General features: G+C 42.4%; 19 protein-coding genes and 1 pseudogene. 13 read left to right on the top strand and 7 right to left on the bottom strand.

The annotated features are described in order from the left end of the window. Positions 1-132: 132 nt before the first annotated feature. On the bottom strand, positions 133-2,352 hold the full coding sequence (locus JMW61_RS02425; RefSeq protein WP_201549176.1) for an NADP-dependent isocitrate dehydrogenase: 2,220 nt from the start codon (positions 2,350-2,352) through the stop codon (positions 133-135). A gap of 627 nt (positions 2,353-2,979) precedes the next feature. Here JMW61_RS02425 and JMW61_RS02420 point away from each other — a divergent pair. The 5 genes from JMW61_RS02420 to JMW61_RS02400 all read left to right on the top strand — a co-directional run bounded on the left by JMW61_RS02420 (position 2,980) and on the right by JMW61_RS02400 (position 9,498). Further along, positions 2,980-4,335 carry a GNAT family N-acetyltransferase gene (locus JMW61_RS02420; protein WP_201549174.1) on the top strand — a complete coding sequence of 452 codons (1,356 nt, stop codon included), beginning with the start codon at positions 2,980-2,982 and terminating at the stop codon, positions 4,333-4,335. Positions 4,336-4,378: 43 nt separating this feature from the next. Further along, positions 4,379-4,870: a chorismate--pyruvate lyase family protein gene (locus tag JMW61_RS02415; RefSeq protein ID WP_201549172.1), complete on the top strand. Its 492-nt coding sequence runs from the start codon at positions 4,379-4,381 to the stop codon at positions 4,868-4,870. 601 nt (positions 4,871-5,471) lie between these two features. Beyond that, positions 5,472-6,728 (top strand): serine hydroxymethyltransferase, encoded by a 1,257-nt coding sequence (glyA, locus tag JMW61_RS02410; protein WP_197099789.1) that lies wholly within the window; start codon positions 5,472-5,474, stop codon positions 6,726-6,728. A gap of 105 nt (positions 6,729-6,833) precedes the next feature. After that, a complete protein-coding gene (locus JMW61_RS02405; protein ID WP_201549170.1) occupies positions 6,834-7,580 on the top strand; it encodes a type 1 glutamine amidotransferase in 747 nt (248 codons plus the stop codon). A gap of 382 nt (positions 7,581-7,962) precedes the next feature. Then, on the top strand, positions 7,963-9,498 hold the full coding sequence (locus tag JMW61_RS02400; RefSeq protein ID WP_201549168.1) for an alanine/glycine:cation symporter family protein: 1,536 nt from the start codon (positions 7,963-7,965) through the stop codon (positions 9,496-9,498). Positions 9,499-9,845: 347 nt separating this feature from the next. Here the strand turns inward: JMW61_RS02400 and JMW61_RS02395 are convergent, their stop codons facing one another. From JMW61_RS02395 to JMW61_RS02370, 6 genes and pseudogenes are all read right to left on the bottom strand, one after another. After that, on the bottom strand, positions 9,846-10,421 hold the full coding sequence (locus JMW61_RS02395; RefSeq protein WP_201549166.1) for a hypothetical protein: 576 nt from the start codon (positions 10,419-10,421) through the stop codon (positions 9,846-9,848). Positions 10,422-10,536: 115 nt separating this feature from the next. Next, positions 10,537-10,785: pseudogene (locus JMW61_RS02390) on the bottom strand (DUF2164 family protein); the annotation flags it as partial. A 208-nt stretch (positions 10,786-10,993) separates the two neighbouring features. Next, positions 10,994-12,268: a sodium/glutamate symporter gene (locus JMW61_RS02385; protein ID WP_201549162.1), complete on the bottom strand. Its 1,275-nt coding sequence runs from the start codon at positions 12,266-12,268 to the stop codon at positions 10,994-10,996. 90 nt (positions 12,269-12,358) lie between these two features. Continuing rightward, positions 12,359-12,715, bottom strand: coding sequence for a barstar family protein (locus JMW61_RS02380; RefSeq protein ID WP_201549160.1), 357 nt, complete (start codon positions 12,713-12,715; stop codon positions 12,359-12,361). A gap of 1 nt (position 12,716) precedes the next feature. Next, complete coding sequence (locus JMW61_RS14315) at positions 12,717-13,496, bottom strand: ribonuclease domain-containing protein (protein ID WP_201549158.1); 780 nt, start codon at positions 13,494-13,496, stop codon at positions 12,717-12,719. A 164-nt stretch (positions 13,497-13,660) separates the two neighbouring features. Further along, positions 13,661-14,962 carry a glutamate-5-semialdehyde dehydrogenase gene (locus JMW61_RS02370; protein WP_201549149.1) on the bottom strand — a complete coding sequence of 434 codons (1,302 nt, stop codon included), beginning with the start codon at positions 14,960-14,962 and terminating at the stop codon, positions 13,661-13,663. 432 nt (positions 14,963-15,394) lie between these two features. Here JMW61_RS02370 and JMW61_RS02365 point away from each other — a divergent pair, with 432 nt between their 5' ends. The 8 genes from JMW61_RS02365 (at position 15,395) to JMW61_RS02330 (ending at position 22,929) form a co-directional block, all read left to right on the top strand. Further along, positions 15,395-15,712, top strand: a complete 318-nt coding sequence (locus JMW61_RS02365; RefSeq protein WP_201549147.1) for a hypothetical protein — start codon at positions 15,395-15,397, stop codon at positions 15,710-15,712. 404 nt (positions 15,713-16,116) lie between these two features. After that, positions 16,117-16,914, top strand: coding sequence for an ABC transporter ATP-binding protein (locus JMW61_RS02360; protein ID WP_110921791.1), 798 nt, complete (start codon positions 16,117-16,119; stop codon positions 16,912-16,914). Between the two features lie 367 nt (positions 16,915-17,281). Then, a complete protein-coding gene (locus JMW61_RS02355; RefSeq protein WP_181416207.1) occupies positions 17,282-18,082 on the top strand; it encodes a transporter substrate-binding domain-containing protein in 801 nt (266 codons plus the stop codon). 74 nt (positions 18,083-18,156) lie between these two features. Continuing rightward, the gene (locus JMW61_RS02350; protein WP_201549145.1) at positions 18,157-19,053 is read left to right on the top strand and encodes a transporter substrate-binding domain-containing protein; all 897 of its coding nucleotides are present in this window, start codon (positions 18,157-18,159) and stop codon (positions 19,051-19,053) included. Positions 19,054-19,195: 142 nt separating this feature from the next. Further along, the gene (locus JMW61_RS02345; protein ID WP_201549143.1) at positions 19,196-20,113 is read left to right on the top strand and encodes an ABC transporter substrate-binding protein; all 918 of its coding nucleotides are present in this window, start codon (positions 19,196-19,198) and stop codon (positions 20,111-20,113) included. A 502-nt stretch (positions 20,114-20,615) separates the two neighbouring features. After that, positions 20,616-21,350, top strand: a complete 735-nt coding sequence (locus JMW61_RS02340) for an ABC transporter permease (RefSeq protein WP_194195957.1) — start codon at positions 20,616-20,618, stop codon at positions 21,348-21,350. 13 nt (positions 21,351-21,363) lie between these two features. Further along, the gene (locus tag JMW61_RS02335) at positions 21,364-22,089 is read left to right on the top strand and encodes an ABC transporter permease (protein WP_110921786.1); all 726 of its coding nucleotides are present in this window, start codon (positions 21,364-21,366) and stop codon (positions 22,087-22,089) included. Positions 22,090-22,212: 123 nt separating this feature from the next. After that, a complete protein-coding gene (locus tag JMW61_RS02330; RefSeq protein WP_201549141.1) occupies positions 22,213-22,929 on the top strand; it encodes a fumarylacetoacetate hydrolase family protein in 717 nt (238 codons plus the stop codon). Positions 22,930-23,182: the final 253 nt, after the last annotated feature.

Raw genomic sequence — 23,182 nt, 5'->3', positions numbered from 1 at the left:
TCATAAAAAACACCTCAACGTCCTAAGACGGTTGAGGTGTTTTATTTACTAAGACTTAAACTTGCTTAATCGCTCTTGGATATAAACCCCAACAGCGACTAAGCTTAACTGTCTAAGTGCAATCGCTTAAAATTACAGCGATGCAAGTGTTTCGTTAAACAAAGCACTTGGACGCATGGCTTTCTTAGCCAATTCTTCATCGGCATAGTAGTAGCCTTTGATGTCTACAGGCTTACCTTGAGCTTGGTTAAGCTCTTTAACGATAGCATCTTCGCTGTCTTTAAGCTTTTGCGCAAATGGTATGAATTGTGCTTTTAGCTCGCTATCTTGATCTTGTGCTGCCAGCTCTTCAGCCCAGTACATGGCCAGATAGAAGTGACTACCGCGGTTGTCTAACTCACCTGTTTTACGTGATGGTGATTTGTCATTCAACAGCAGTTTTTCTGTCGCTGTATCTAGTGTGTCAGCCAATATTTTGGCTTTAGCATTGTTATCGTTCTCGGCTAAATGCTCCAAAGATACGGTCAAGGCTAAGAACTCACCCAATGAATCCCAACGTAAATGGTTTTCTTCTACGAGCTGCTCAACGTGTTTCGGAGCTGAACCACCTGCACCTGTTTCGAACAGACCACCACCTTTCATTAGTGGTACGACTGATAGCATCTTGGCACTGGTGCCTAGCTCTAGAATTGGGAACAGGTCAGTTAGATAATCACGCAAGATGTTACCAGTGGCAGAGATCGTATCTAGACCACGAGCAACGCGCTCTAGGGTATAACGCATGGCACGAACTTGTGACATGATCTCAATGTGTAGACCTGTAGTGTCATGATCTTTCAAGTATGTCTGAACTTTTTTGATCAGCTCATTCTCATGTGGACGATATGGGTCTAACCAGAAGATAACAGGCGTGTCTGATTCGCGCGCACGGCGAACAGCCAGTTTCACCCAATCTTGGATAGGGTCGTCTTTAACCTGACACATGCGCCAGATATCGCCTTTTTCAACACGTTTTTCGAGCAGTACTTCATCAGTATCTACGTCAACAATACGTGCGATACCAGCATTGCTCGATTCAAAAGTCTTGTCGTGTGAGCCGTACTCTTCTGCTTTTTGTGCCATCAAGCCAACGTTAGGGACAGTACCCATCGTCGTTGGATCAAAGTTACCATGCCATTTGCAGAAATTGATCATTTCTTGATAAATACGGGCAAAGGTAGATTCAGGCATAACGGCTTTGCAATCATATAGTTTGCCATCGGCGCCCCACATTTTACCGCCATTACGAATCATGGCAGGCATTGATGCATCTACGATAATGTCGCTTGGTGAATGGAAGTTGGTGATACCTTTTGAAGAATCAACCATGGCCAGACGTGGGCGATGCTCTTGGCAAGCATGCAAGTCTTGTTCAATCTCTTCACGCTTTGAGGCTGGCAAAGTTGCAATTTTGTCGAACAAATCAGCCATGCCGTTGTTGACGTTAATGCCTAGCTCGTCAAACGTAGCGCCATGTTTTGCAAAGGCTTCTTTGTAGTAGATACGAACCGCGTGACCAAATACGATAGGGTGTGACACCTTCATCATAGTGGCTTTTACGTGTAATGAGAACAGAATACCGGCTTCGCGGCAATCTTCCATTTCACGCTCATAAAAGTCTAGCAATGACTGTTTGCTCATGACCATTAAATCAATTACTTCTTTATCAAGCAAAGCAATCTTAGGTTTCAAGATTTTATTGGTGCCGTCATCAAGTAACAACTCCATACGTACGGTACGAGCTTTATCTAAAGTGATAGATTGCTCGCCATCATAGAAGTCACCGCCATGCATGTGTGACACGTGCGTGCTTGACCACTGTTTCCACTCACCCATAGAATGCGGATGCTTGCGAGCATAGTTCTTGACGGCTTTAGGGGCGCGGCGATCTGAGTTACCTTCACGTAATACAGGGTTGACCGAGCTACCTAAGCTTTTACCATAACGGCGACGCAGTTCTATTTCTTCGTCAGTCTGTGGGTCTTCTGGGAAATTAGGTAGCGCAAAGCCTTTGCTTTGCAACTCTTTGATACAGGCTTTAAGCTGCTGTACAGAAGCACTGATGTTTGGCAGTTTAATGATATTGGTGTTTGGATCTTGTGTCAGACGACCAAGCTCAGCCAAATTGTTTGGTACGCGTTGCTCTTCTGTCAAATATTCTGGGAATTCAGCCAATACTCGCGCTGCAACAGAGATATCAGTTGTCTCAACAGCAATCCCTGCCGTTTTAGTAAACGCTTCGACAATAGGTAAGAATGAAAGGGTTGCTAGAGCAGGCGCCTCATCAGTTTTTGTATAAATAATTTTTGACATTGTAATCGGGTATCCCTTTAGTTGTCGTTAAAAATAATACGTACACATAAATTCGAATATCGTTGGATCATACTATGCAATAACGAATTATGTGGTTAGATCAAGTACATCATCTGTAGTCTCAGAAATGTTGGAGACCATTTAAATTTTTCTTTTACGCACGGCTATTAGCGTTCATCAAACAGGCTTATTAAAACAGTACGGTGCTTTGATTGTCTGTCTGAAACGGCCTGAAGGGTGAACTGCTGACTTCATATTATAGTTAATCCACTATAAATCGGCTATGATGTCAATCTTGTATAATGAACTAAGTATACTGTTTTCGCTCATATCCTATGTATCTGAATTATATTAAGCTAATAACAACCTTATTCTACCAGTCATCAGCTTCGATATCATCTTTTCCATGCAACTACTGTCTTTTCATTGGCTTTTATATTGAGATGGAGAATAGGATATAAGCATCATTATAAAACATAGCCACCTCTATTATAGTAGGTGGTTTTTTATTGCATATAGATGAAATTTTGCAAATTGTGACAGCAAACTATCAAAAATTTGCTAGGCTAGGTCACTAATCAATCGGTTATCGATAAATATATAGCGACTATAATAATGACAAACAGTATGAGTTTAGAATACGCGCTGATTAATGATACCAGTTGGCAGAGCCAAGCAGACTGGCAGACACCAGATACGCCTTTTATGTCGTTTGCCTTTTGGCAAGCGCTAGCAGACACGGGTGCGATAGGTGAGCAGGCAGGTTGGTTGCCAATATTTATTTTGGTGCACCGTGTCGCCAATTATGCTGATAGCGGCGACAGCAATGGCAATGCAATAGACGGTATAGAAGGACATGCATTACATCCTGTTGCGGTATTACCCGTATTCATAAAGGGTCATCATCGCGGTGAGTTTGTGTTTGATCATGCATGGGCAGAAGCCTATGCACGCTATGGCATTGATTATTATCCGCGATTGGTCAGCAGCGTTCCTTATACACCGATTACAGGTCAGCGCTTGTGGTTGGCCACAGGTGAAACCTTAAACGAAGATATTATAAAAACAGCTATCGCAGGTGTTGATGATATTGCTCAACAAGTAGGTGCATCTAGCTGGCATGGACTGTTTGTCACGCCTGAGCTTGCCTCTGTCGCGACCGCAGCGCTGCCGACAGATATCGATATAGAACAGGCGTTAGCAGCCCAAGATAATGGCTTAGAGCCAACCGAAATTGAGATGCCCATATTGGAGCGTCAAGGCTGTCAGTTCTTGTGGCAAAATAAAGACTTGCTGCAAGACAATCAGCCATTCGCAGATTTTGATGCATTTCTAATGACGCTAAAAGCCAAAAAACGTAAAACGATCCGTGCTGAGCGTCGCAAAGTTGCTGAGCAAAATATAAGCTGTCAGCGTAAGTGTGGGGCGGATATTACCGATGTCGATTGGAAAGCGTTTTATCATTGTTATGTGATGACGTATGCAGTGCGTGGTCAACAGCCTTATTTGACGATAGATTTTTTTATGGCATTAGCACAGAGCATGTCTGAGCATTTGATGCTCGCCCAAGCATTAAATGATAATGGCGAAATCATTGCTAGCAGTCTGTTCTTGTACGATAATGCTGATAGCGACAATGGTGATGTTGATGAGAATGCGACCTTATATGGGCGCTATTGGGGGGCGCTGGGCGAGTACGACAGTTTGCACTTTGAGCTGTGTTACTATCAGGGTATCGAGTTTGCCATTGAGCAAGGTCTGACGTATTTTGATCCAGGTACGCAAGGGGAGCATAAACTTATTCGTGGTTTTATCCCAACCACGACGCACTCGCTGCACCGCATCTATGATCCACGTTTTGTACCCGCGATTGCAGATTTTTGCCACAAAGACCGTGAGCATATGGCGCATTATCGTCAGCAGGCATTTGAGGCTTTGCCGTTTAATGCGGACAATATGCCAGATTTTGATATAAATAATTAGCATCAGCCCTTCTTATTCACTACTTCACAATTAGCCGTTAATTATGTCCAGTACTCAAACGTCTTATTTTAGCAACCTGTCACCTCCTAGTGAGCTACTACCGTGGCTCAATGCTAAAGGCTCTCTCACTGCCATGTTGGAAGTAAAAGCAGAGCAGCCTTTGCGTGTAGAGCGCAGTTTTGAGGGTTATCGGCAGCTGTCTCTGATACAAAAGCAGCAATTGGGTCTGCAAGGGTCAGCGCTTAATCGTCCGATGTTGGCTTGGGTGCGTGAGGTGCAGCTTTATGGTGATGATGAATTACCATGGGTACAAGCACAAAGTATCTTTCCGCTATCCAGTCTAAAAGGCCGCGCACGCCGTCTACAACAGCTCAAAGGCACACCCATCGGTTATGTGCTATTCAAGCGCAGCCGAACACTACCTAATCAGCGATTTATTGAGCAAACGGCCACAGGTTGGCAACGGCAAACCCGTTACGATTGGTATGGTCGTACGTTAATGATCAGTGAAACGTTCCTGCCGACGTTCTTATAATCACTTCACTATAATAGTCACTCCACTATAAAAGTATTACTGCGTTAGCCTCGCTTGAGGTATTTAATATACATCTACACTCGGCTGCCTTGTACTACTTTTAAATTGAATCAACTATATCTAGCCATGGTTAAAAATATTTTATGCTTATATACGTGTAAAACGGCCTGTTGCCAGGAATTCAAAGCAGGTAAATCCTTTATTTTATTGGCTATTTATCTGTGTTATATGGTCATTTAATTCCCTCATCTTAAGGTGAGGTTTTTTTGCGTTCGCAGCACAAATTTTCATGTTACACTTAATCTTTAGCGATGATATCGGTGCATACGTGTATCAAATTTATTGCCGAATTGGACAACTTCATGGCGGGCCACTCGCCTGCATTTATTCTTATTTTAATCTCTGCTAATAGACCCCATTCACAATAATGGTCATACCATAAAACAGATTGCCGAAAAACAATAGATTGCTGAAAAAAAGTGCAGAGGTATCACGCGTACTTCTAGCGACGTTGACGCAGTAGTTGTTTTATTGTGGGCAGGCTATAAGCTTCTTTTAAATGACATTTTTTCAATGACAGTCACTACTTAGGACATTAAATATGTTTAAAAATATCTCTCTTCAAAGTTTTGATCCAGTACTTGCTGAAGCGATGGCCGCAGAAAGCGTTCGTCAAGAAAACCACATCGAGCTTATTGCTTCTGAAAACTACTGCTCACAAGCAGTGATGGAAGCGCAAGGTACTGACCTAACCAACAAATACGCTGAAGGCTATCCTGGTAAGCGTTATTACGGTGGTTGTGAGCATGTGGACGTTGTAGAGCAATTGGCTATTGACCGTGCTAAAGAGTTGTTCGGTGCAGAGTATGTGAACGTTCAGCCACATTCTGGTAGCCAAGCAAACTCAGCGGTATTTTTAGCATTGCTAGAAGCCAATGACACAGTATTGGGCATGAGCCTAGATGCTGGTGGTCACTTGACTCATGGCGCACACATCAACTTTTCAGGTCTGAACTACAATGCCGTACAGTACGGATTAGTAGATGGCACTGGTCTTATTGATTATGACCAAGTAGATGCTCTAGCACGTGAGCACAAGCCTAAAATGATTATTGCTGGTTTTTCAGCTTACTCGCAAGTAGTCGATTGGCAGCGTTTCCGTGACATCGCGGACGAAGTAGGTGCTTATCTGTTAGTTGATATGGCTCATGTTGCAGGCCTAGTTGCTGGCGGTGTTTATCCAAACCCAGTACCTTTCGCTGATGTGGTTACGACTACCACGCACAAAACCCTACGTGGCCCACGCTCAGGTATGATTTTGTCTCGTGATGAAGTACTTGCTAAGAAACTAAACTCTGCTGTATTCCCGGGCAACCAAGGTGGCCCATTGATGCATGTTATCGCTGCTAAAGCGGTTTGCTTTAAAGAAGCATTAGAAGCCAACTTCTCTACTTATCAGCAGCAAGTGGTTAAAAATGCTAAAGCGATGGCAAAAGTCGTTCAAGATCGCGGCTACGAAGTCATCTCTGGCGGTACTGAAAACCATCTAATGCTGATCAGCCTCGTTAAGCAAGAAATGACGGGTAAAGAAGCGGACAAATGGCTTGGTGAAGCTCACATCACTGTGAACAAAAACGCTGTACCAAACGATCCAAAATCTCCATTCGTAACGTCTGGTATCCGTATCGGTACACCAGCCATTACTACTCGCGGCTTCAACGAAGCACAAGCGGGCGAGTTGGCAGGTTGGATTTGTGACGTACTAGACAGCCGTGGTGACGAAGCGGTTGCTACTGAAGTACGCGGTAAAGTAGAAGCGATCTGTGCAGAATTACCAGTTTACGAAAAAAACCAGTAAGCTCAAATCTATACTGATTTAGCCAGCTCTGATTCAGAGTTGTACAATAAAAAACCGCTTAGCTTTTGCTAGGCGGTTTTTCTTTTTTAATAAAAGGATAATTCAATGACGCTACGTATTCATGATCTATACCATGTTAATTTTGAAGAACTCAGCTATATTCAACAGTGGGCAGATAATCAAGGTCATAGCATTGCTGTCACTCGTTTCTACGAGAATGATTCATTGCCTTCTCAAGACAGTTTTGATTGGTTGGTTATTATGGGCGGGCCAATGAGCATTCATGATGAAACTGACTTTCAATGGCTAGCGGATGAGAAGGCCTTCATTCAGCAAAGTATCAAAGAAGGAAAAACAGTAGTTGGTGTTTGCTTAGGGGCGCAGTTAATAGCCGATAGTTTGGGGGCAAAAGTTGCTCCATCAGGTATAAAAGAGGTTGGTTGGATGCCCATTCAATTAACCAAAAAAGGCTTAGAGCATCAGCTACTAAAAGATTTGCCAAAGCACGAATTTACAGTGTTTCATTGGCATGGCGATGGTTTTGAGTGTCCTCAAGGTGCGACTGCAATTGCAAAATCAAAGGCTTGGGACAATCAAGGTTTTATCTATCAAACGCCAAAACATAAAGAGTTAGGTACGTGGGTGCTTGGTTGGCAATGTCATTTTGAAGTGACTAAAAATAGTATGGTGGATATGGTGATGCATGGGCAGGATTATATACAAGACGCCATGACTGACTATCCTCACACAGTTCAAGCGGGTGATGAAATCCTAGAGCTAGGGGACACGTATATTGCAGATAACAATGCATGGCTTTCTACAATGCTGGATAACCTAGTGAAATATGGTTAAGGGTTTGTAGACGATAAAAGTCCGGTATAAATGAAAGGACTAAAATTTTAGAAAAGTAGAGCATGTAACGCAAACCTGTGTTGATATTGTCATTTCGCCCTTTTAATGATATTTAGGTCTGTTGTTTATACTAAGGATATCTACCGACATTTATCGATAATATAGTGAGTTTGATTGACTCTGGTTGTCAGCTTTAAAGAGCTAAGTTGATGTTTAATTGAGAAAAATATGCAAATGTTTTTGTTTATATAAAATTATTAGTATATAGTCGACATTGAACATTTAGTAATAATACTGATACAAAGTATAATAAATAATTACACTTTGTATCAGTATCGCTGTAAATGATTATATAAATATTATTTTCACTAAAGGAATTTATATGAAAAAACAATATTTAGTCGCAACGATCCTATTACTTAGTACTACTATTGCGCAAGCAGAAGAACAATCAGGTTTAGCAGCATTTGGTGCTGGCCTCGATGGCTTTATGGCCAATATATTTGGCTGGTTCGTCGATCTTATTTTCTTTTCAGTACCTCTTGGTGAAGTAAGCTTTCCACTAATTGTAGGTTGGTTATTAGTTGCCGCATTAGTCTTTACCTTTTATTTTGGTTTTATTCAATTTCGTCATATAGGCCTGTCTTTAGATATTGTCAGAGGCAAATATACTGATCCAAACCCTGCTGTCAAAGAAGAAGGCGAGGTTAGCCATTTTCAAGCACTAGCCACTGCTTTGTCAGGTACGGTTGGTCTTGGTAATATTGCTGGTGTCGGTGCAGCACTCGCTATTGGTGGACCTGGTGCTACCTTTTGGATGATTATGGTTGGTCTGTTCGGTATGGCGACCAAGTTTGTAGAGTGTACGTTAGGTGTTAAATACCGTACGATCCTGCCTTCTGGTGCCGTATCAGGTGGACCTATGTATTACTTGAGCCGCGGTATGGCTGAACGTGGTATGGGTGGATTTGGTAAGGTGTTAGCCGTTGGTTTTGCCCTTATGTGTATATTGGCGACCTTTGGTGCTGGTAACATGTTTCAGGGTAACCAAGCCTTTGCAGTCATGAGCTCTACTTTTAGCATTCCAACGGATTACAGTATATTCTTTGGTATTGGCTTAGCGTTTTTAGTCGGTATGGTTATCATTGGCGGTATGCCGCGCATTGCAACCGTTACCGAAAAAGTCGTACCCTTTATGGCTTTATTGTATATCACGATGAGTGTCATCGTACTGGTTGCAAACTTTAATCATATCGGCGCTGCATTTGGCGAGATTTTCACGGGTGCCTTCACTGGTGCTGGCGTGGCTGGTGGCTTTATTGGTGCGTTAATTCAAGGTTTAAAACGTGCGACTTTCTCTAACGAGGCGGGTGTTGGTTCAGCTGCTATTGCTCACTCAGCGGTAAAAACCAAAGAGCCTGCTACTGAAGGTTTAGTCGCGCTGTTAGAGCCTTTCATTGATACGGTTGTTATCTGTACTATGACGGCGCTCGTTATTACTATCTCTGGGGTGAACACTGTCGCAAACTTGCAAACCCAAGCGCTTACTGGTGTGGATCTAACCCGTGCTGCCTTTATGGAAACGGCGCCTATCTTCCAGTATTTCCTAGCTGTCGCGGTATTATTGTTTGCTTTTTCAACGATGATCTCATGGTCATACTATGGTCTAAAAGCTTGGACTTATCTCTTTGGTGAAGGTAAAGGCGGCGAGATGATATACAAACTTATCTTCTTAGTTTTCGTTGTTATCGGTACCATCGTACAGTTTAGCTTTGTTATCGACTTCTCAGATGCGGCTCTGTTCGCTATGGCGATCTTTAACATCATCGGTCTATACTTCTTGATGCCAATTGTGAAAAGAGAGGTTAATTCTTTCATAGCTCGTGTGAAAAGTGGTGAAATTAAAAAGTATAAATAATGGGTTCGATTGAACACTCTATTATTACTCGATAATTAAAAAAGCCTGCCAAGATTAGTCTTGGCGGGCTTTTTGATGTCTGGCATTCGTTATTTTCTAGATAGTTATTAAACTCTAGATAGAAGCGATCTATAGAGAGTTACCCGTTTACGAAAAAAATCAGTAAGCTTAACTCTGTACTGATTTAGACGGCGCTGATTAAGAGTTGGTCAAAAGAAAAATCGCTTAGCTTGTGCTAGGTGGTTTTTTTTGGTTGTCTCTTTAGATATCCCTACCATACGCTTGTATCTGCCAGTCTGGGCGAGACGGTGACACGAATTGATGCATCTCTATGCCTAAAGATTACCTTAATTTTCCTTATACTCAGCGTCACCCCAGCAATCTGGATTAAATGGAAATGAGATGAAATTACGGTCTACTCTTTCACGATATAAGTCTAAATCTGCTGGAGTAAAAGGCTCATCAAACCATTCATCCCAAAGTAACATTAGAAATCTATGGTGAGCATTTTCCGCATTTTTACAATGTCGTTCAGTCCAAACCCAGTTTTTATCGTGTGGTTCAGTCCAAGCGTTAAATTCTTTCGGAGCACCCTTGATATTGAAATCAATACCCGGTAATTGAGCACCCGAAACTATTAATTTTTTCGTTAGGACATATCTTAAACTTTCCTTAAATAGCTTCTTGTGTTGCTTTGAACTCCACATGTTGCTATTAAGATTAATATTAAAGCTGTACTTTAACTCTTCAGGTAAGAATTTTGGTTTATTGCCTATCCATCGCCTTATAGCATAGCGGGCATCTGACTCACAACTAAAATCTAACCTCTTAAATTCTTCTTCTTCACGGTAGTGTTCGATTACATCTTGTAAAAACCTTGAATCAAGTAGGTCCCCTATATGTTCTGGAGAGACATCTATCATATTTTCTCCCAATTAATTTTGCATAAATTACAGTATGTGTAGACTGGGTTTTTAACCCAGAACTTTAACTTTATAATATATAAAATCTGGATTAAAGCCACAGCTTACTTGAACTCTAGCTCCATACGCTCCCTTTGGAAAGTATAAGCAGTAAGTCTATTGGAACATCATCAAAATAATTACTCTCTAACACATGGCTGCCATCCAATATATCCAAAAACATATCGTATAGCCAAGTTTCAGCATCATCGATGGCTTGGTTATATATTTTAGAGCCTATCAAGTCCATCACGAAATCGAATAAGAACTTGGCAGGCAAATTATTGATATATGAATCAAACTCTCCGCTCATATAATCTCTTAAGTCATCTAATAATACTTCTTAATCTTCTTCCAATAATTTGATAAGTTTATTTGGAATTTTATGACTCTCACAACACCACGTAACAGTCTAATTTAAGCCAAGCAAACCATTATAGGAAGTCTTAATAGACAACAAAAAGGCTGGGTTACGATAACGCAGCCCAGCCTAGCCTTTTTTAAATCAGTTCATTTTAATTTTAAATCTAAAATCACATAAACGGCAATTTAGTAAATATCTGCAATACCGTCGCATTAACGATATCGACAAAGAAAGCACCAACCATTGGTACAATCAAAAATGCCTTAGGCGACGGTAGATAACGATCCGTAACTGCCTGCATGTTGGCAATTGCCGTTGGCGTTGCACCCATACCAAAACCGCAATGACCTGCCGATAGCACCGCAGCATCATAGTTTTTGCCCATCACTTTAAAGGTGACAAAGTAAACGTATAGAATCATCACAAACGTCTGTACCAGCAATATAATCAGTACAGGGCCTGCCAAATCTGTTAATTCCCATAGCTTCAATGACAGCAACGCCATGGCTAAGAATAGGCTCAATGACGCATTACCAATCACATCAATCGCGCGGTCAAACATATCAAAGTTAAAAATCATCGTTAATGAATTACGAAGAATCACACCGCCTGCTAGTGCCCATACAAAGGTAGGTAGCTCAAATGAAGTACCTTCGGCAACGATGGTCATCAAATCAGCAAATGCTAGAGCACCAGCAAATAGTGCTAAAGTTTCGATGGTCGATGATGCGGTAATCAGGCGAATGTTATCGGGTTTTTCAAACATCTCCTGATTATCGCCAGCTTCTTTTTCACTGTGCTTGGTACTGTATAACGACTGTGCACCTGCCACTTTTTCAACATCACTTGGGTTAGCATTAGCGGGTGCGGGTTTTAGACCAAGTTTATTGATCAATCGACGCGCAACAGGACCACCAACGATACCACCTGCTACCAAGCCATACGTGGCAACAGCAATGCCGAGGGTAGTTGCGCCAACCACACCATACTCTTGCTCTAATACAGCGCCCCATGCGCCTGCCGTACCGTGACCACCCGTAAGTGCGATAGAGCCTGTGACGAGTCCGAGCAATGGATCCAGCCCTAAAGCGCTTGCCATTGTCACGCCAACCACGTCTTGCAATATAATAAATACCGACACTACAATGGTGAAAATCAGTAACGGTGTACCACCTGCTTTCAATCGACCAAAATCAGCACTCAGACCGATAGAGGCAAAGAACATCAGCATGGTGGCCGTTTGTAACCCTTGATGAAAATTAAAACTGTAGCCCCAAATAAAGTTAAGAGCATACACAATGACCGCAGCAATCAAACCACCTGCTACTGGTTCTGGAATATTAAAATCTTCTAAAAACTTGACTTTTTTGACCAAAAATCGTCCAAGCAATAGTACCAAGGTGGCAAAGATTAGGGTGTAATAGCCATTTAAAGTAATTTCCATAGGTTAATCCTTTCTATAAAACTAAATTAACCTGAATTTGGGATAAATATGGCTTTATCTCGAATTCAGGCTTGTTTGATGATTTATCGGCTAGGCGTCATCCGTAGACGGCATGATCACCCACAATTGCGGCTTGCCAAAATCTGTGTAGGCATCTTCTATGATGCTTTTGAAGACATTAAAATCTTCCGTGTCTATTTTTTTCACCGATGTTAGATCTAACAGCAGGTGTGTCACGTCGCTATCTGTTAAGCAATCCCACGCACTATCCCAGTTGTGTGAAAAATAACTGGGAAAATCACAGGCATTGGCTAGATTTGTTAATAACGTGTTTTTATTTAGTACTTCGTCCGCTGCTATGGTAACAGCCTGTGTCGGGATGCTAGCACTTAGTGCTGTAGCGTTTTGGTTACTATTCTTGTCTATATAATGTATGGCTTGGCTCATATTATTTTACGTCCAGTCTGCGAAAGCTATCATAGTGGTCAACGGTTAAATAATAGACAGTTGGCGGATTGCCACCCGTGACGATACGTCTTGCACCGCGATGTGATATGCCAGGAGTCGGCACGGTATATTCACGATAGTAGCCTTTTGATTGTGTTGGTAGCTGTCCCTCACGATTATAAAACGTCGTACCATCTTTATTAGGGTAGGGAAATGGCCCGTCTTGCTTGATTAGCATGATGGTCTGATCTATTTGCGCATCACCCGTTACCACAGAGTCAGATACTGGATTTGAGTTGTCAGAGTACGTTTGAGGTATCGTTGTAGATTCTGCGCTACCAGCAAAGAAAGTAGATTGTAAATCATCAAAGAAGTAAAAGGCGACCGCGATAATGGCGATGAGACTGAATAGCGTAGACAGCGGGCTTTTTTTATTTTGATACTGGTTTCTAGTATTGCGACCAGTACTTTTTCGGCTAGCATTGTTATTATTAGAGTTGTTCTGCCTAGAATCGTTCTGATTAGCATTGTATGACGTACTTTTAGCGGTATCTGTATTTCCATTTTCTTGAAGACTGAGCGAAGCAGGGGATACTTCGGTTGCTCTCAACTGATTTTTATCATTACGTGCACTATTGAAGTAGACTCTCTGTCCGACCGTTATCGGCTGTGGTATTCGCGCTTTGCTAATATGAAAAAATACGTCTTCACTTTGATCGTCGACATCAATAAAGCCATAGCCTTTATCTGAATTCCAGTGTTTGATTTCACCACTTTGCATGAGCCTGCTTTCCTATCGCATGTTTGTGTTATGGTGCAAAATTACGATTGCGCCGCCTGTATAACCTATTCATCCCTAATAAAAAAACGCCAGCAATGGAGCTGACGTTTTTTGTGAATTATACTTTAAGTAAGCAGATAAGTGCTAGGTTGAGACGCTATCCGTTAAGCGCGCGTCTCACCGTGACCATACACGATCCATTTTTGTGAGGTCAGACCTTCTAAACCTACAGGACCACGAGCATGAATCTTGTCCGTTGAGATACCAATCTCGGCACCCAATCCATATTCAAAACCATCAGCAAAACGGCTGGAGGCATTAATCATGACGCTGGCAGAATCTACTTCACGAATAAAACGTTGCGACTTGGTATAGTTATCCGTAATGATGACATCAGTATGATGACTGCCATGGGTATTGATATGCTCAATCGCTTCATCAATGCCAGACACGACCTTTACCGCTAGGATAGGGGCTAGGTATTCGGTATCCCAATCTTCAGCAGTGGCAGCTGATAGATGGCCTTTGAGCGTAGCATTGTCGTTTAAGATGGCTTGTGACTTGTCATCAAGGCGCAGTTGCATGGCATCGTCAGCAGCGATGATAGCTTCAGCAATTTTTGGTAATAGCTCATCGGCGACTGATTCATCGACCAGTAGTGTCTCCATGGTATTACATGTACCGTAGCGATGCGTTTTTGCATTGACACTGACTTTGACAGCGATGTCGGCATCTGCATCACTGTCAATAAAGGTGTGGCAGTTGCCATCTAAATGCTTAATCACAGGCACACGGGCATCACGGCTGATACGTTCAATCAGACCTTTGCCGCCACGTGGTACGATAACGTCGACATAGTCAGTCATAGTGATGAGCTCACCGACAGCGGCGCGGTCAGTGGTTTGTAGTACTTGCACGCTATGTCCAGATAGATTGACCTTCTCTAGACCTTCTAAGATACATTTGGCAATCGCTTGGTTGGATTCAAAAGCTTCAGAGCCACCACGTAGAATAATGGCATTGCCTGACTTTAATGCCAGTGAAGCCGCTTCTAATGTTACGTTAGGACGAGACTCATAAATCATACCGACCACACCAAGTGGTACACGCATTTTACCCAAATGAATCCCTGATGGCTGATAGGTCATATCAGTGACTTCACCGATAGGGTCTGGCAACGATGCCACGTCTTTTAGACCTTGTAGCATGCCATCAAAGCGCGCATCATTTAGCTCCAGACGATCAAGCAATGCGGCATCCAAATCGTTGTTTCGACCATTGTCCATATCGATCTTATTGGCCGCTAAAATATCTGGCTTGGCGGCTTTTAATACATCATGAATGGCCATGAGGGCAGCGTTCTTATCACCAGTATTGGCAGCAGCGAGGGCGCGTGAGGCTGCGCGTGCGTGCTTGCCAACAGATTGCATGTATGCGGTAATGTCTGTGGTATTCGATTGACTCATAAATTATTTTCCTTATAACTATAAATGTTTTAAACAGATGAAAGCGCCCAAAAAGGCGAAAGTTTGGCAAAAAGTGACATTTGAATGCTTATCCAGCATTATGCTATTTAACATAGAGCAGATGAGGTCGATAGTAAAGTTGATTTTGTGAACAGCGCCCGTTTTATAAAGCGTTTATGAGCACTGTCTTGATGCTCTTCTTATTTTATTCACATACATTTTTAACATGGCTACTGTTAAAGGTTGGTTAAAAATCAAATACATCGTTACATGGTTTTAACAGAACTGCGTTGTAAGTACTAAGGTAGCGACGATCGATCGTCAGTATAGTAAGTGCTAAGACTGGTATTTTTAAGAATATCAATACAACGCTATTAATCAGATGATTTTTATTGATAGCTAAGCATTAACTATAACGAGCGGAGCATTATTATGGCTACTACAAATGATACTATCGAAAAAAATGGAATGGCTAAAAACTGGTTAACAATAGGGTTAGTGGCAGCTGCACTGACGTTGAGTGCCTGTGGTAAAAAAGATGAGGCCCCTATGGAAACTGAGCCGGCGGCTGATGCACAGACGGCAGTAGAGGAAGATGCGGCTAGTGCAGGTAACGGCGATGATATTGCAGTTGCTAGCGCCGATGATGGCATGGCAGTGGGCGATAATGACGATGTAGCGGTAGCAACTGCCGATGATACAGAGATGTTAGACGGTACTGAAAGTGAAGAGCATGTTTCGACGTACTAATTTTTAACGTGCTAAGTTTTGGTATGCTAGGTTTTGACGTGTTAAGTTTTGACATATTGATTTTTGACATATTAAGCAGCTATCACTTATCCACATTAGATATTGAAAGTGGGTAAACAGATAAAACAACGCCTAGTACGTGAAAGTGATAAAATAAGGCTCAGCACTGCAAATGCAGTCTGAGCTTTTTTATGTCAGCTATTCAGTGGTTTATAAATGCTGAGTGGCAGATTGCTTAAACGCAGGATTTGCCTTTTTACTGTGTAATAAGAGACAATGTGTCACTTTTTCTCTTTGTATGACGAGTTATAAGCGTATCACGACCTTATTAGGGTTGATACTTATACTCCATACCACGATTTTTTATGTATTTTCATTCATATTTATTGGAAGTCTGCTGAACCATGCTTGATATTGAAAAAAATCCGACTCGGCCTATCGCCTTAGATTTACAAGACATCCATAAAAGCTATGGCTCATTGGCAGTGCTAAAAGGGGTATCCCTTACCGCATATGATGGTGATGTTATCTCAATTTTGGGCTCATCTGGCTCAGGTAAATCCACCTTATTGCGCTGCATTAACTTGCTCGAAAAGCCCAATCAAGGTCGTATCATCATTGGTAACGATGAACTCATGCTAAAGCCTGCCAAATCAGGTGAGTTGCAGGCGGCAGAAATCAAGCAATTAGAACGCTTGCGCGCGCGTGTTGGCTTTGTTTTTCAGAACTTTAACTTGTGGCCACACAAAACGATTTTGCAAAACATCATCGAAGGGCCAACGCAGGTCTTGAAAATCAAAAAAGACCAAGCCATTAGCGATGCTGAAAAACTGCTAGATAAAGTAGGTCTACTTGATAAGAAAGATGCTTATCCAGCGAACTTGTCTGGTGGTCAGCGTCAGCGTGTGGCTATCGCACGTGCATTGGCTATGCAGCCGCAAGTGCTCCTGTTCGATGAGCCAACCTCTGCTCTAGATCCTGAACTGGTCAATGAAGTACTCGCTGTGATGCGTGAGCTAGCAGAAGAAGGCCGCACGATGCTTATCGTCACGCATGAGATGCGCTTTGCCCGTGAAGTATCAAGCAAAGTAGTATTCTTACATCAAGGTGTGATTGAAGAGATTGGCACCCCTGAGCAGGTCTTTGACAACCCAACCTCTGAGCGTGTTAAAGACTTTATGGCGTCACATCGTCAGAACTAAGTATTTATCAAAGCTAAATATTTATCAAAGCTAAGTATCTAATAGTCATTGTCTCAAACAGCTCTCGCAAGCTCTGATTCTCTACTCAAAATAATAGGATGGTAAGGCTCTTACCATCCTATTGTCGTTTTAAATAGAAAATTACGGATTAGTAAGTATCGTTGACTGTTTATTACTCGTTAATGACAGTCGGTATGCAAAACGTTTGTTTTTGATATTTTACTCAGGTATTATCAAAAGGCTTACGGGTGGTCATCTATGACGGCTACTTGTTTATTTTGCTGTCTATATTGCTTGTCTGACAGGGACGTCAGAGAACAAAATATCAGAACCCTACATTAAAAACCCATCAGAATTTAAGGAATGTATGATGTCGAATTCTCGCCTATTGTGGTCGTCGATGACCGTTACTGCAGCATTGATGTTGAGCGCTTGTGGTCAATCTTCTAATGAAGCCGCCGATAGCAATGCTGATGCCCCTGCAGCAGAAACGGCTGGCAAGACCATTCGTATCGCTACCGAAGGTGCTTATCCTCCTTTTAACTATACCAATGCTGACGGTACTTTGGCAGGTTACGATATTGACGTCGCCAATGCCTTATGTGATCAGATGCAAGTTAAATGTGAAATCGTGGCTCAAGATTGGGACGGTATTATTCCAGGTCTATTGGCACAGAAATACGATGCCGTAATCGCAGGTATGTCGATTACCCCTGAACGTCAAGAGAAAGTAGACTTCAGCGAGCCTTACTTTGCCAACACGATGGTATGGTTGACGGATAGCACTGGTGGTTTTGACCCTATGTCGATCAAAGACTTGACCCTTGGTGGTCAACGTTCGACCACGCCTGGCGCTTATCTACAAGATAACTATGAAGGTAAAGACGGTAATACCGTGCAGTTGTATGACAACTATGACAATGCTTACTTGGATCTGAAATCTGGTCGTAGTGATGCCGTATTGGCTGAAAAAGTTTCTGCTAAATCATGGTTAGCGGATAATACTGAAGGCTTCGGTATCGTTGGCGATGAAATTGATAACAATGACAATATTGCTATTGCTGTCCGTAAAGGTGATGCACTCAAAGCTGATTTTGACAAAGCCTTAAGTGAAATCCGTAGCAACGGTGAGCTGGCTCGTCTTGAGCAGGCGAACTTTGGTCAATAAGCTGTAATAAATGAGCTTTCATACATCAGTCATGAGTGACTACCGGCTAGTAACTATATTAAGGAACAACGAGAATGACAAATTCAATGACATCATCAATGGGTAAAAAAGCATTATGGCTTGCCCCGCTAAGCGCTGCAATGCTTCTGTTGGCAGGTTGTAATAATAGTTCAGCACCAGCAGAAAGCGCTGAAGCTGATACAGCTAGCGATGCGCCTTTAAACATTAAAATTGCGACAGAGTCGAGCTATAAGCCATTTAGCTATACCGATGCTGATGGCAAACTGATTGGCTATGAGATTGAGCTGGTCGATGCGTTATGTGCGCAAATGAAAGCTGAGTGTGAAGTTATTTCTCAAGATTGGGATGGTCTAATCCCTGGCCTAAATGCACAGAAATTTGATGCAATCATCGCTGGTATGTCGATCACCTCTGAGCGTAAAGAAGTCGTGGATTTCAGTGAGCCGTACTTTCATACCGGTATTATCTTGATTGGTAAAAAAGGCGATGATATCAGCGTTGCTGATCTAAACAATCAGCCTATTGCTGCGCAGCGTTCAACAGTCTCTTCACAGTATTTACAAGACGAACATACCGAAGCTGACATCAAGTTGTATGACACTCAAGACAATGCGTATTTGGATCTGACTTCAGGTCGTGTGCGCGCGATGATGTCTGACAAAGTCACTGGTAACGATTGGCTAAAAACCGAAGCTGGCAAAGACTATGAAGTAAAAGGTCAAGAAATCAGCACTGAAGAAGATGCTATGGGTATCGCGTTCCGTAAAGGTGATCCATTAGTGGCTAAATTCAATACTGCTTTGGCTGAGCTAAAAGACAACGGTACCTATGATCAGATCACCGGTAGCTATTTTGGTACTAGCTCAACGGCTGCCGCACAAAAAGCAGTAGCAACAACTGATAGTGTTGAAGAAGCGCCAGCTGATGCGATGGCTGCTGAAGAAAAGTAATTACTGAAGAAAAACAGTCGCAAGCGACTACTGATGTATCTCGCCGTTTATCACTATCTTTAGTTGATATAAGGGTGAGGTAACAGTACCGTGAACAGATAGCGATGAGCAATATTTCTATTAACGAACTCCAAGGATGATCATGAAAAACCATTTTGACCAACACAATGCAGTCACGAACGCATCAGTTATCAATGGTATAAAGGCACGACGATTTTCAGTGCCTTTAGTGACGATGGCTGCGCTTTTAACTTTGGCAGGCTGTAGTAATGGTCAAGATGATGCGAGTGATGATGCCACTCAAGTGACTGCTGAGGCAGAAACGACGGGTGAAGTGCTACGTATTGGGACTGAGGGTGCTTATGCGCCTTTTAACTATACCAATGCGGATGGCACTCTTGGCGGTTTTGATGTAGATATTGCCAATGCTCTCTGTGCCGATATGAAGATGACTTGTGAAATTACGGCGCAAGATTGGGACGGTATTATTCCCGGTCTAAAGGCAGGTAAATATGATGCGATTGTGGCGGCTATGTCAGTCACCCCTGAGCGTGAGCAACAAGTCAGCTTTACTGAGCCATACTTTAGCAATACGTTGGTTTTTTTGGCCAAAAAAGACAGCAGTTTTGATCCCAGCAATAGTAGTGATATCAATGCAAACTCTATCGCTGCTCAGCGCTCGACCATCTCTTCGCAGTGGTTTGAGAAGGCGTATCCAGACGCTGATATGAAGCTGTATGATACGCTCAGTAATGCGTTTTTGGATTTGGGTTCAAACCGTGTTGATGCAATGGTATCTGATAAATTGCCAGCACTAGAGTGGCTTGGTTCAACATCAGGCAGTCAGTATGGGCTCAAAGGTGAAGAGATTGATATCAATGATAACTTTGCAATCGCGGTTCGTCCAGGTGACGAGCTACAAGCAAAGATCAATCAGGCGTTGGCCAATATTAAAGCAAATGGCACGTATGATGATATTAATAACAAATATTTTGCGGTACCAGAGACTAGTGCTACAACAGCAACTGAGACTGATACGGTAGTAGAGCCTGCTGAGTAAGCTCAGTAACTTGTTAAGTAATTTGTTCAGTGACTCGCTAAATACTTTGTTGAGCACGTAGCCATAATCTGAATTAACAACCGTTTAAATGGTTATGTCTCATCAGCTGGTTTTTGATTTAATCAGTAAGAAGGGTATTGCCTTAATGGTAGTGCCCTTCTTTTTTTCTAAAAAATAGTTGGATATTCGCTATATTGACTGCTTGGTTTATAAAAACAGTCCTGATTTGACTCGTTTTTAAGAAGATAAGTGCCTATTTAGGCACTGCTTTTACATGTGAGTATTAACATAGCTTGCAGTGAATATGATAAAATCAGCCCTCATTTCTACCGCGTCAATTTTCGCAGTAATTTTCGTATCATTTTGACGTCAATATATGACACAAAATACCCATACCTAATTTGGTATAAAATACGATCATTAGCAGCGCTCAGCTATTGATGCTGATTCTTTTAACTCATATTTTGCAAATTGCTAATATAAAGAGACAGAGTGGATAATTGTGTTTGATTTACAAGGATTTGGCGCGCTACTACTGAGCGGCGCTACCGTCACCATCAAGCTTGCCGTTACCAGTTTAATTATTGGTATGGCTTTGGGCTTGCTTGGTGCGACCGCTAAGCTGTCTAATGTCTGGCTGCTACGTAAGCTTGCGACGGTATATACGGCAACCATGCGTGGTATCCCTGAGTTGCTATTGGTGCTGTTCATCTATTATGGCGGCTCGATACTGCTGATGACGATTCTCAAAAAATTCGGCTATAACGAATATGTTGAGATTAGTGCCTTTTGGGGTGGCGTCATGGCGCTATCGATTGCTTTTGGCGCTTATGCGACTGAAATCTTTCGCATGTCAATTCAAGAGATTCCCATCGGACAACGTGAAGCGGCGCAAGCGATTGGTATGCGTCCTTTTCAGACGTTTTATCGCATCACTTTGCCACAAGTTTGGCAAATTGCGTTGCCAGGATTGGGTAATTTGTTTTTGGTCTTACTCAAAGATACCGCATTGGTATCGGTTGTGGGTCTCAAAGACATTATGTACCAATCATCACGTGCCGCTCAATCAACGCAGCAGCCCTTTACTTTTTATATGGCCGCAGCGATTATTTATTTGGGTCTGACCATGTTGATTACTGGCTTTATGATGTGGCTTGAATGGCGCGCCAATCCAGCAGCACGCTATGCTAAAAAGCTGAGCCGTCAGTCCACTCATCGTCAATCGACCATAGGATAAGGGGAGAGATACTATGGATTGGAATTGGCAGGTCATTTTTGATAATATTCCTGAGTTATTAGAGGGCGCTGTGTTGACCGCACAGCTGGTCGTTGTCTCCGGTATTATCGGCCTATTTTTTGGTTTGGTTTTAGCACAGCTACGCTTGTCAAAGAGCTGGCTGGTGCAAATATTGCCATTCTCTTATATCTTCTTTTTCCGTGGTACGCCGCTATTGGTACAGATATTTTTGATTTATTATGGTCTGGGTCAATTCGAGGCAGTACGTGAATCGTTTTTATGGGAACCTGTACTTAGCCAAGCGTATTGGTGTGCCATTATTGCTTTCACGCTGAATACCAGTGCTTATCTAGCAGAAATCATTCGCGGTGCGATTCAGACCATTCCTGTTGGTGAGTTGGAAGCGGCTGATGCTATTGGCATGTCAAAGTGGCAGAAGCTGACACGTATTACGTTGCCTCGTGCCTTTGGTATTGTGATTCCAGCCTACAGTAACGAAGTCATCTTTATGCTCAAGGGCAGTGCATTGGCATCTACCATTGCGTTGATGGATATCACAGGGGTTGCTCGTACGATTAGTGCGCGTACTTATACCTTGATGGAGTTGTTCTTCGCTGCTGGTATCGTGTATCTACTATTATCATGGGTGATTTTGTTTAGCTTTAGATTGTTTGAAAAGAGAATGAATCGCCACACAAGTTATGTACCACCAGATGTGATTACTAGTACGATTCCTTAAGAAGTTGTGGCAAAAATTATTTATCATAAGCATAATGCTAGGACACGATACGACACGCCCTAGACTAAATAGTGCGGTATGTACATTTACGAAAATAACAATAATTTGCTGTGAGCGCCTATTATGAGCCAGTCACCACATATGTCTTTAGCCGATGCGATTTCTACTAGCGTCCATGATGATACCAGTGTCGCCAATGTTAACAACAGATTGCGTGCCCCCATCGGCAAGGTGGTCTGTGTTGGTCGTAATTATGCCGAACATGCCCGCGAGCTGGGAAATGAGATACCGAAATCACCCATCTTATTTATGAAGCCGGCATCATCAGTGGTCAGCACACGCAATGCCATTGTTCGTCCTGATTCAGCAGTATATGGCGATACGCATTACGAAGCCGAGCTTTGTATTCAGCTGTCAGCGGATCTATCTGCGGCAACTGCTGAGCAAGCCAAGCAAGCGATTGGTGGTGTGACGTTGGGATTGGACTTAACGTTACGTGACTTGCAAAGTAAGCTAAAAGAAAAAGGTCATCCATGGGAGCGTGCCAAGTGCTTTGATGGCTCTTGTGTCCTAGCTGATTGGGTTGATCCACAAGCCTTTGGGGATTTTAGCCAAGTAAACTATCAACTCACCATCAATGATGAGCTCAAGCAAGATGGTGATAGCGCCTTAATGCTGTTTTCAGTTTACGAGTTACTTGCAGAAATTAGCCACGCGTTTAGCTTACAAGCAGGCGATGTGATTATGACTGGCACCCCAAGTGGTGTTGGTATATTGCAAGCCGGTGATCAAGTAAAACTTAAGTTAGGCGCACATGAGTGGGTATCACAAGTACAATAAGCTTGCTACTGTCGTATTTAACCTCAAACTCATGTCAAAAAATCCCAAGTTAGCGCTTGGGATTTTTTTGTTTTATAGGATTACCAAAACTTCTTGTCATCAGATTGTCATCTAACGTTCAACATACTGTCATGAATGCTGAGTAGGATAGCGGCTACTTCATATTTTTTTGGTGCTGTTAATAGCAGTGCCATGACATTTTTTATGACAATCCAGCCGAATAACAAGGTGACTGATAATGACCCTATTAAGC

Origin of the sequence: Psychrobacter fjordensis, from assembly GCF_904845995.1 — a bacterium.
Classification (GTDB): domain Bacteria; phylum Pseudomonadota; class Gammaproteobacteria; order Pseudomonadales; family Moraxellaceae; genus Psychrobacter; species Psychrobacter fjordensis.
This window is presented reverse-complemented; position numbering and strand designations above follow the sequence as displayed.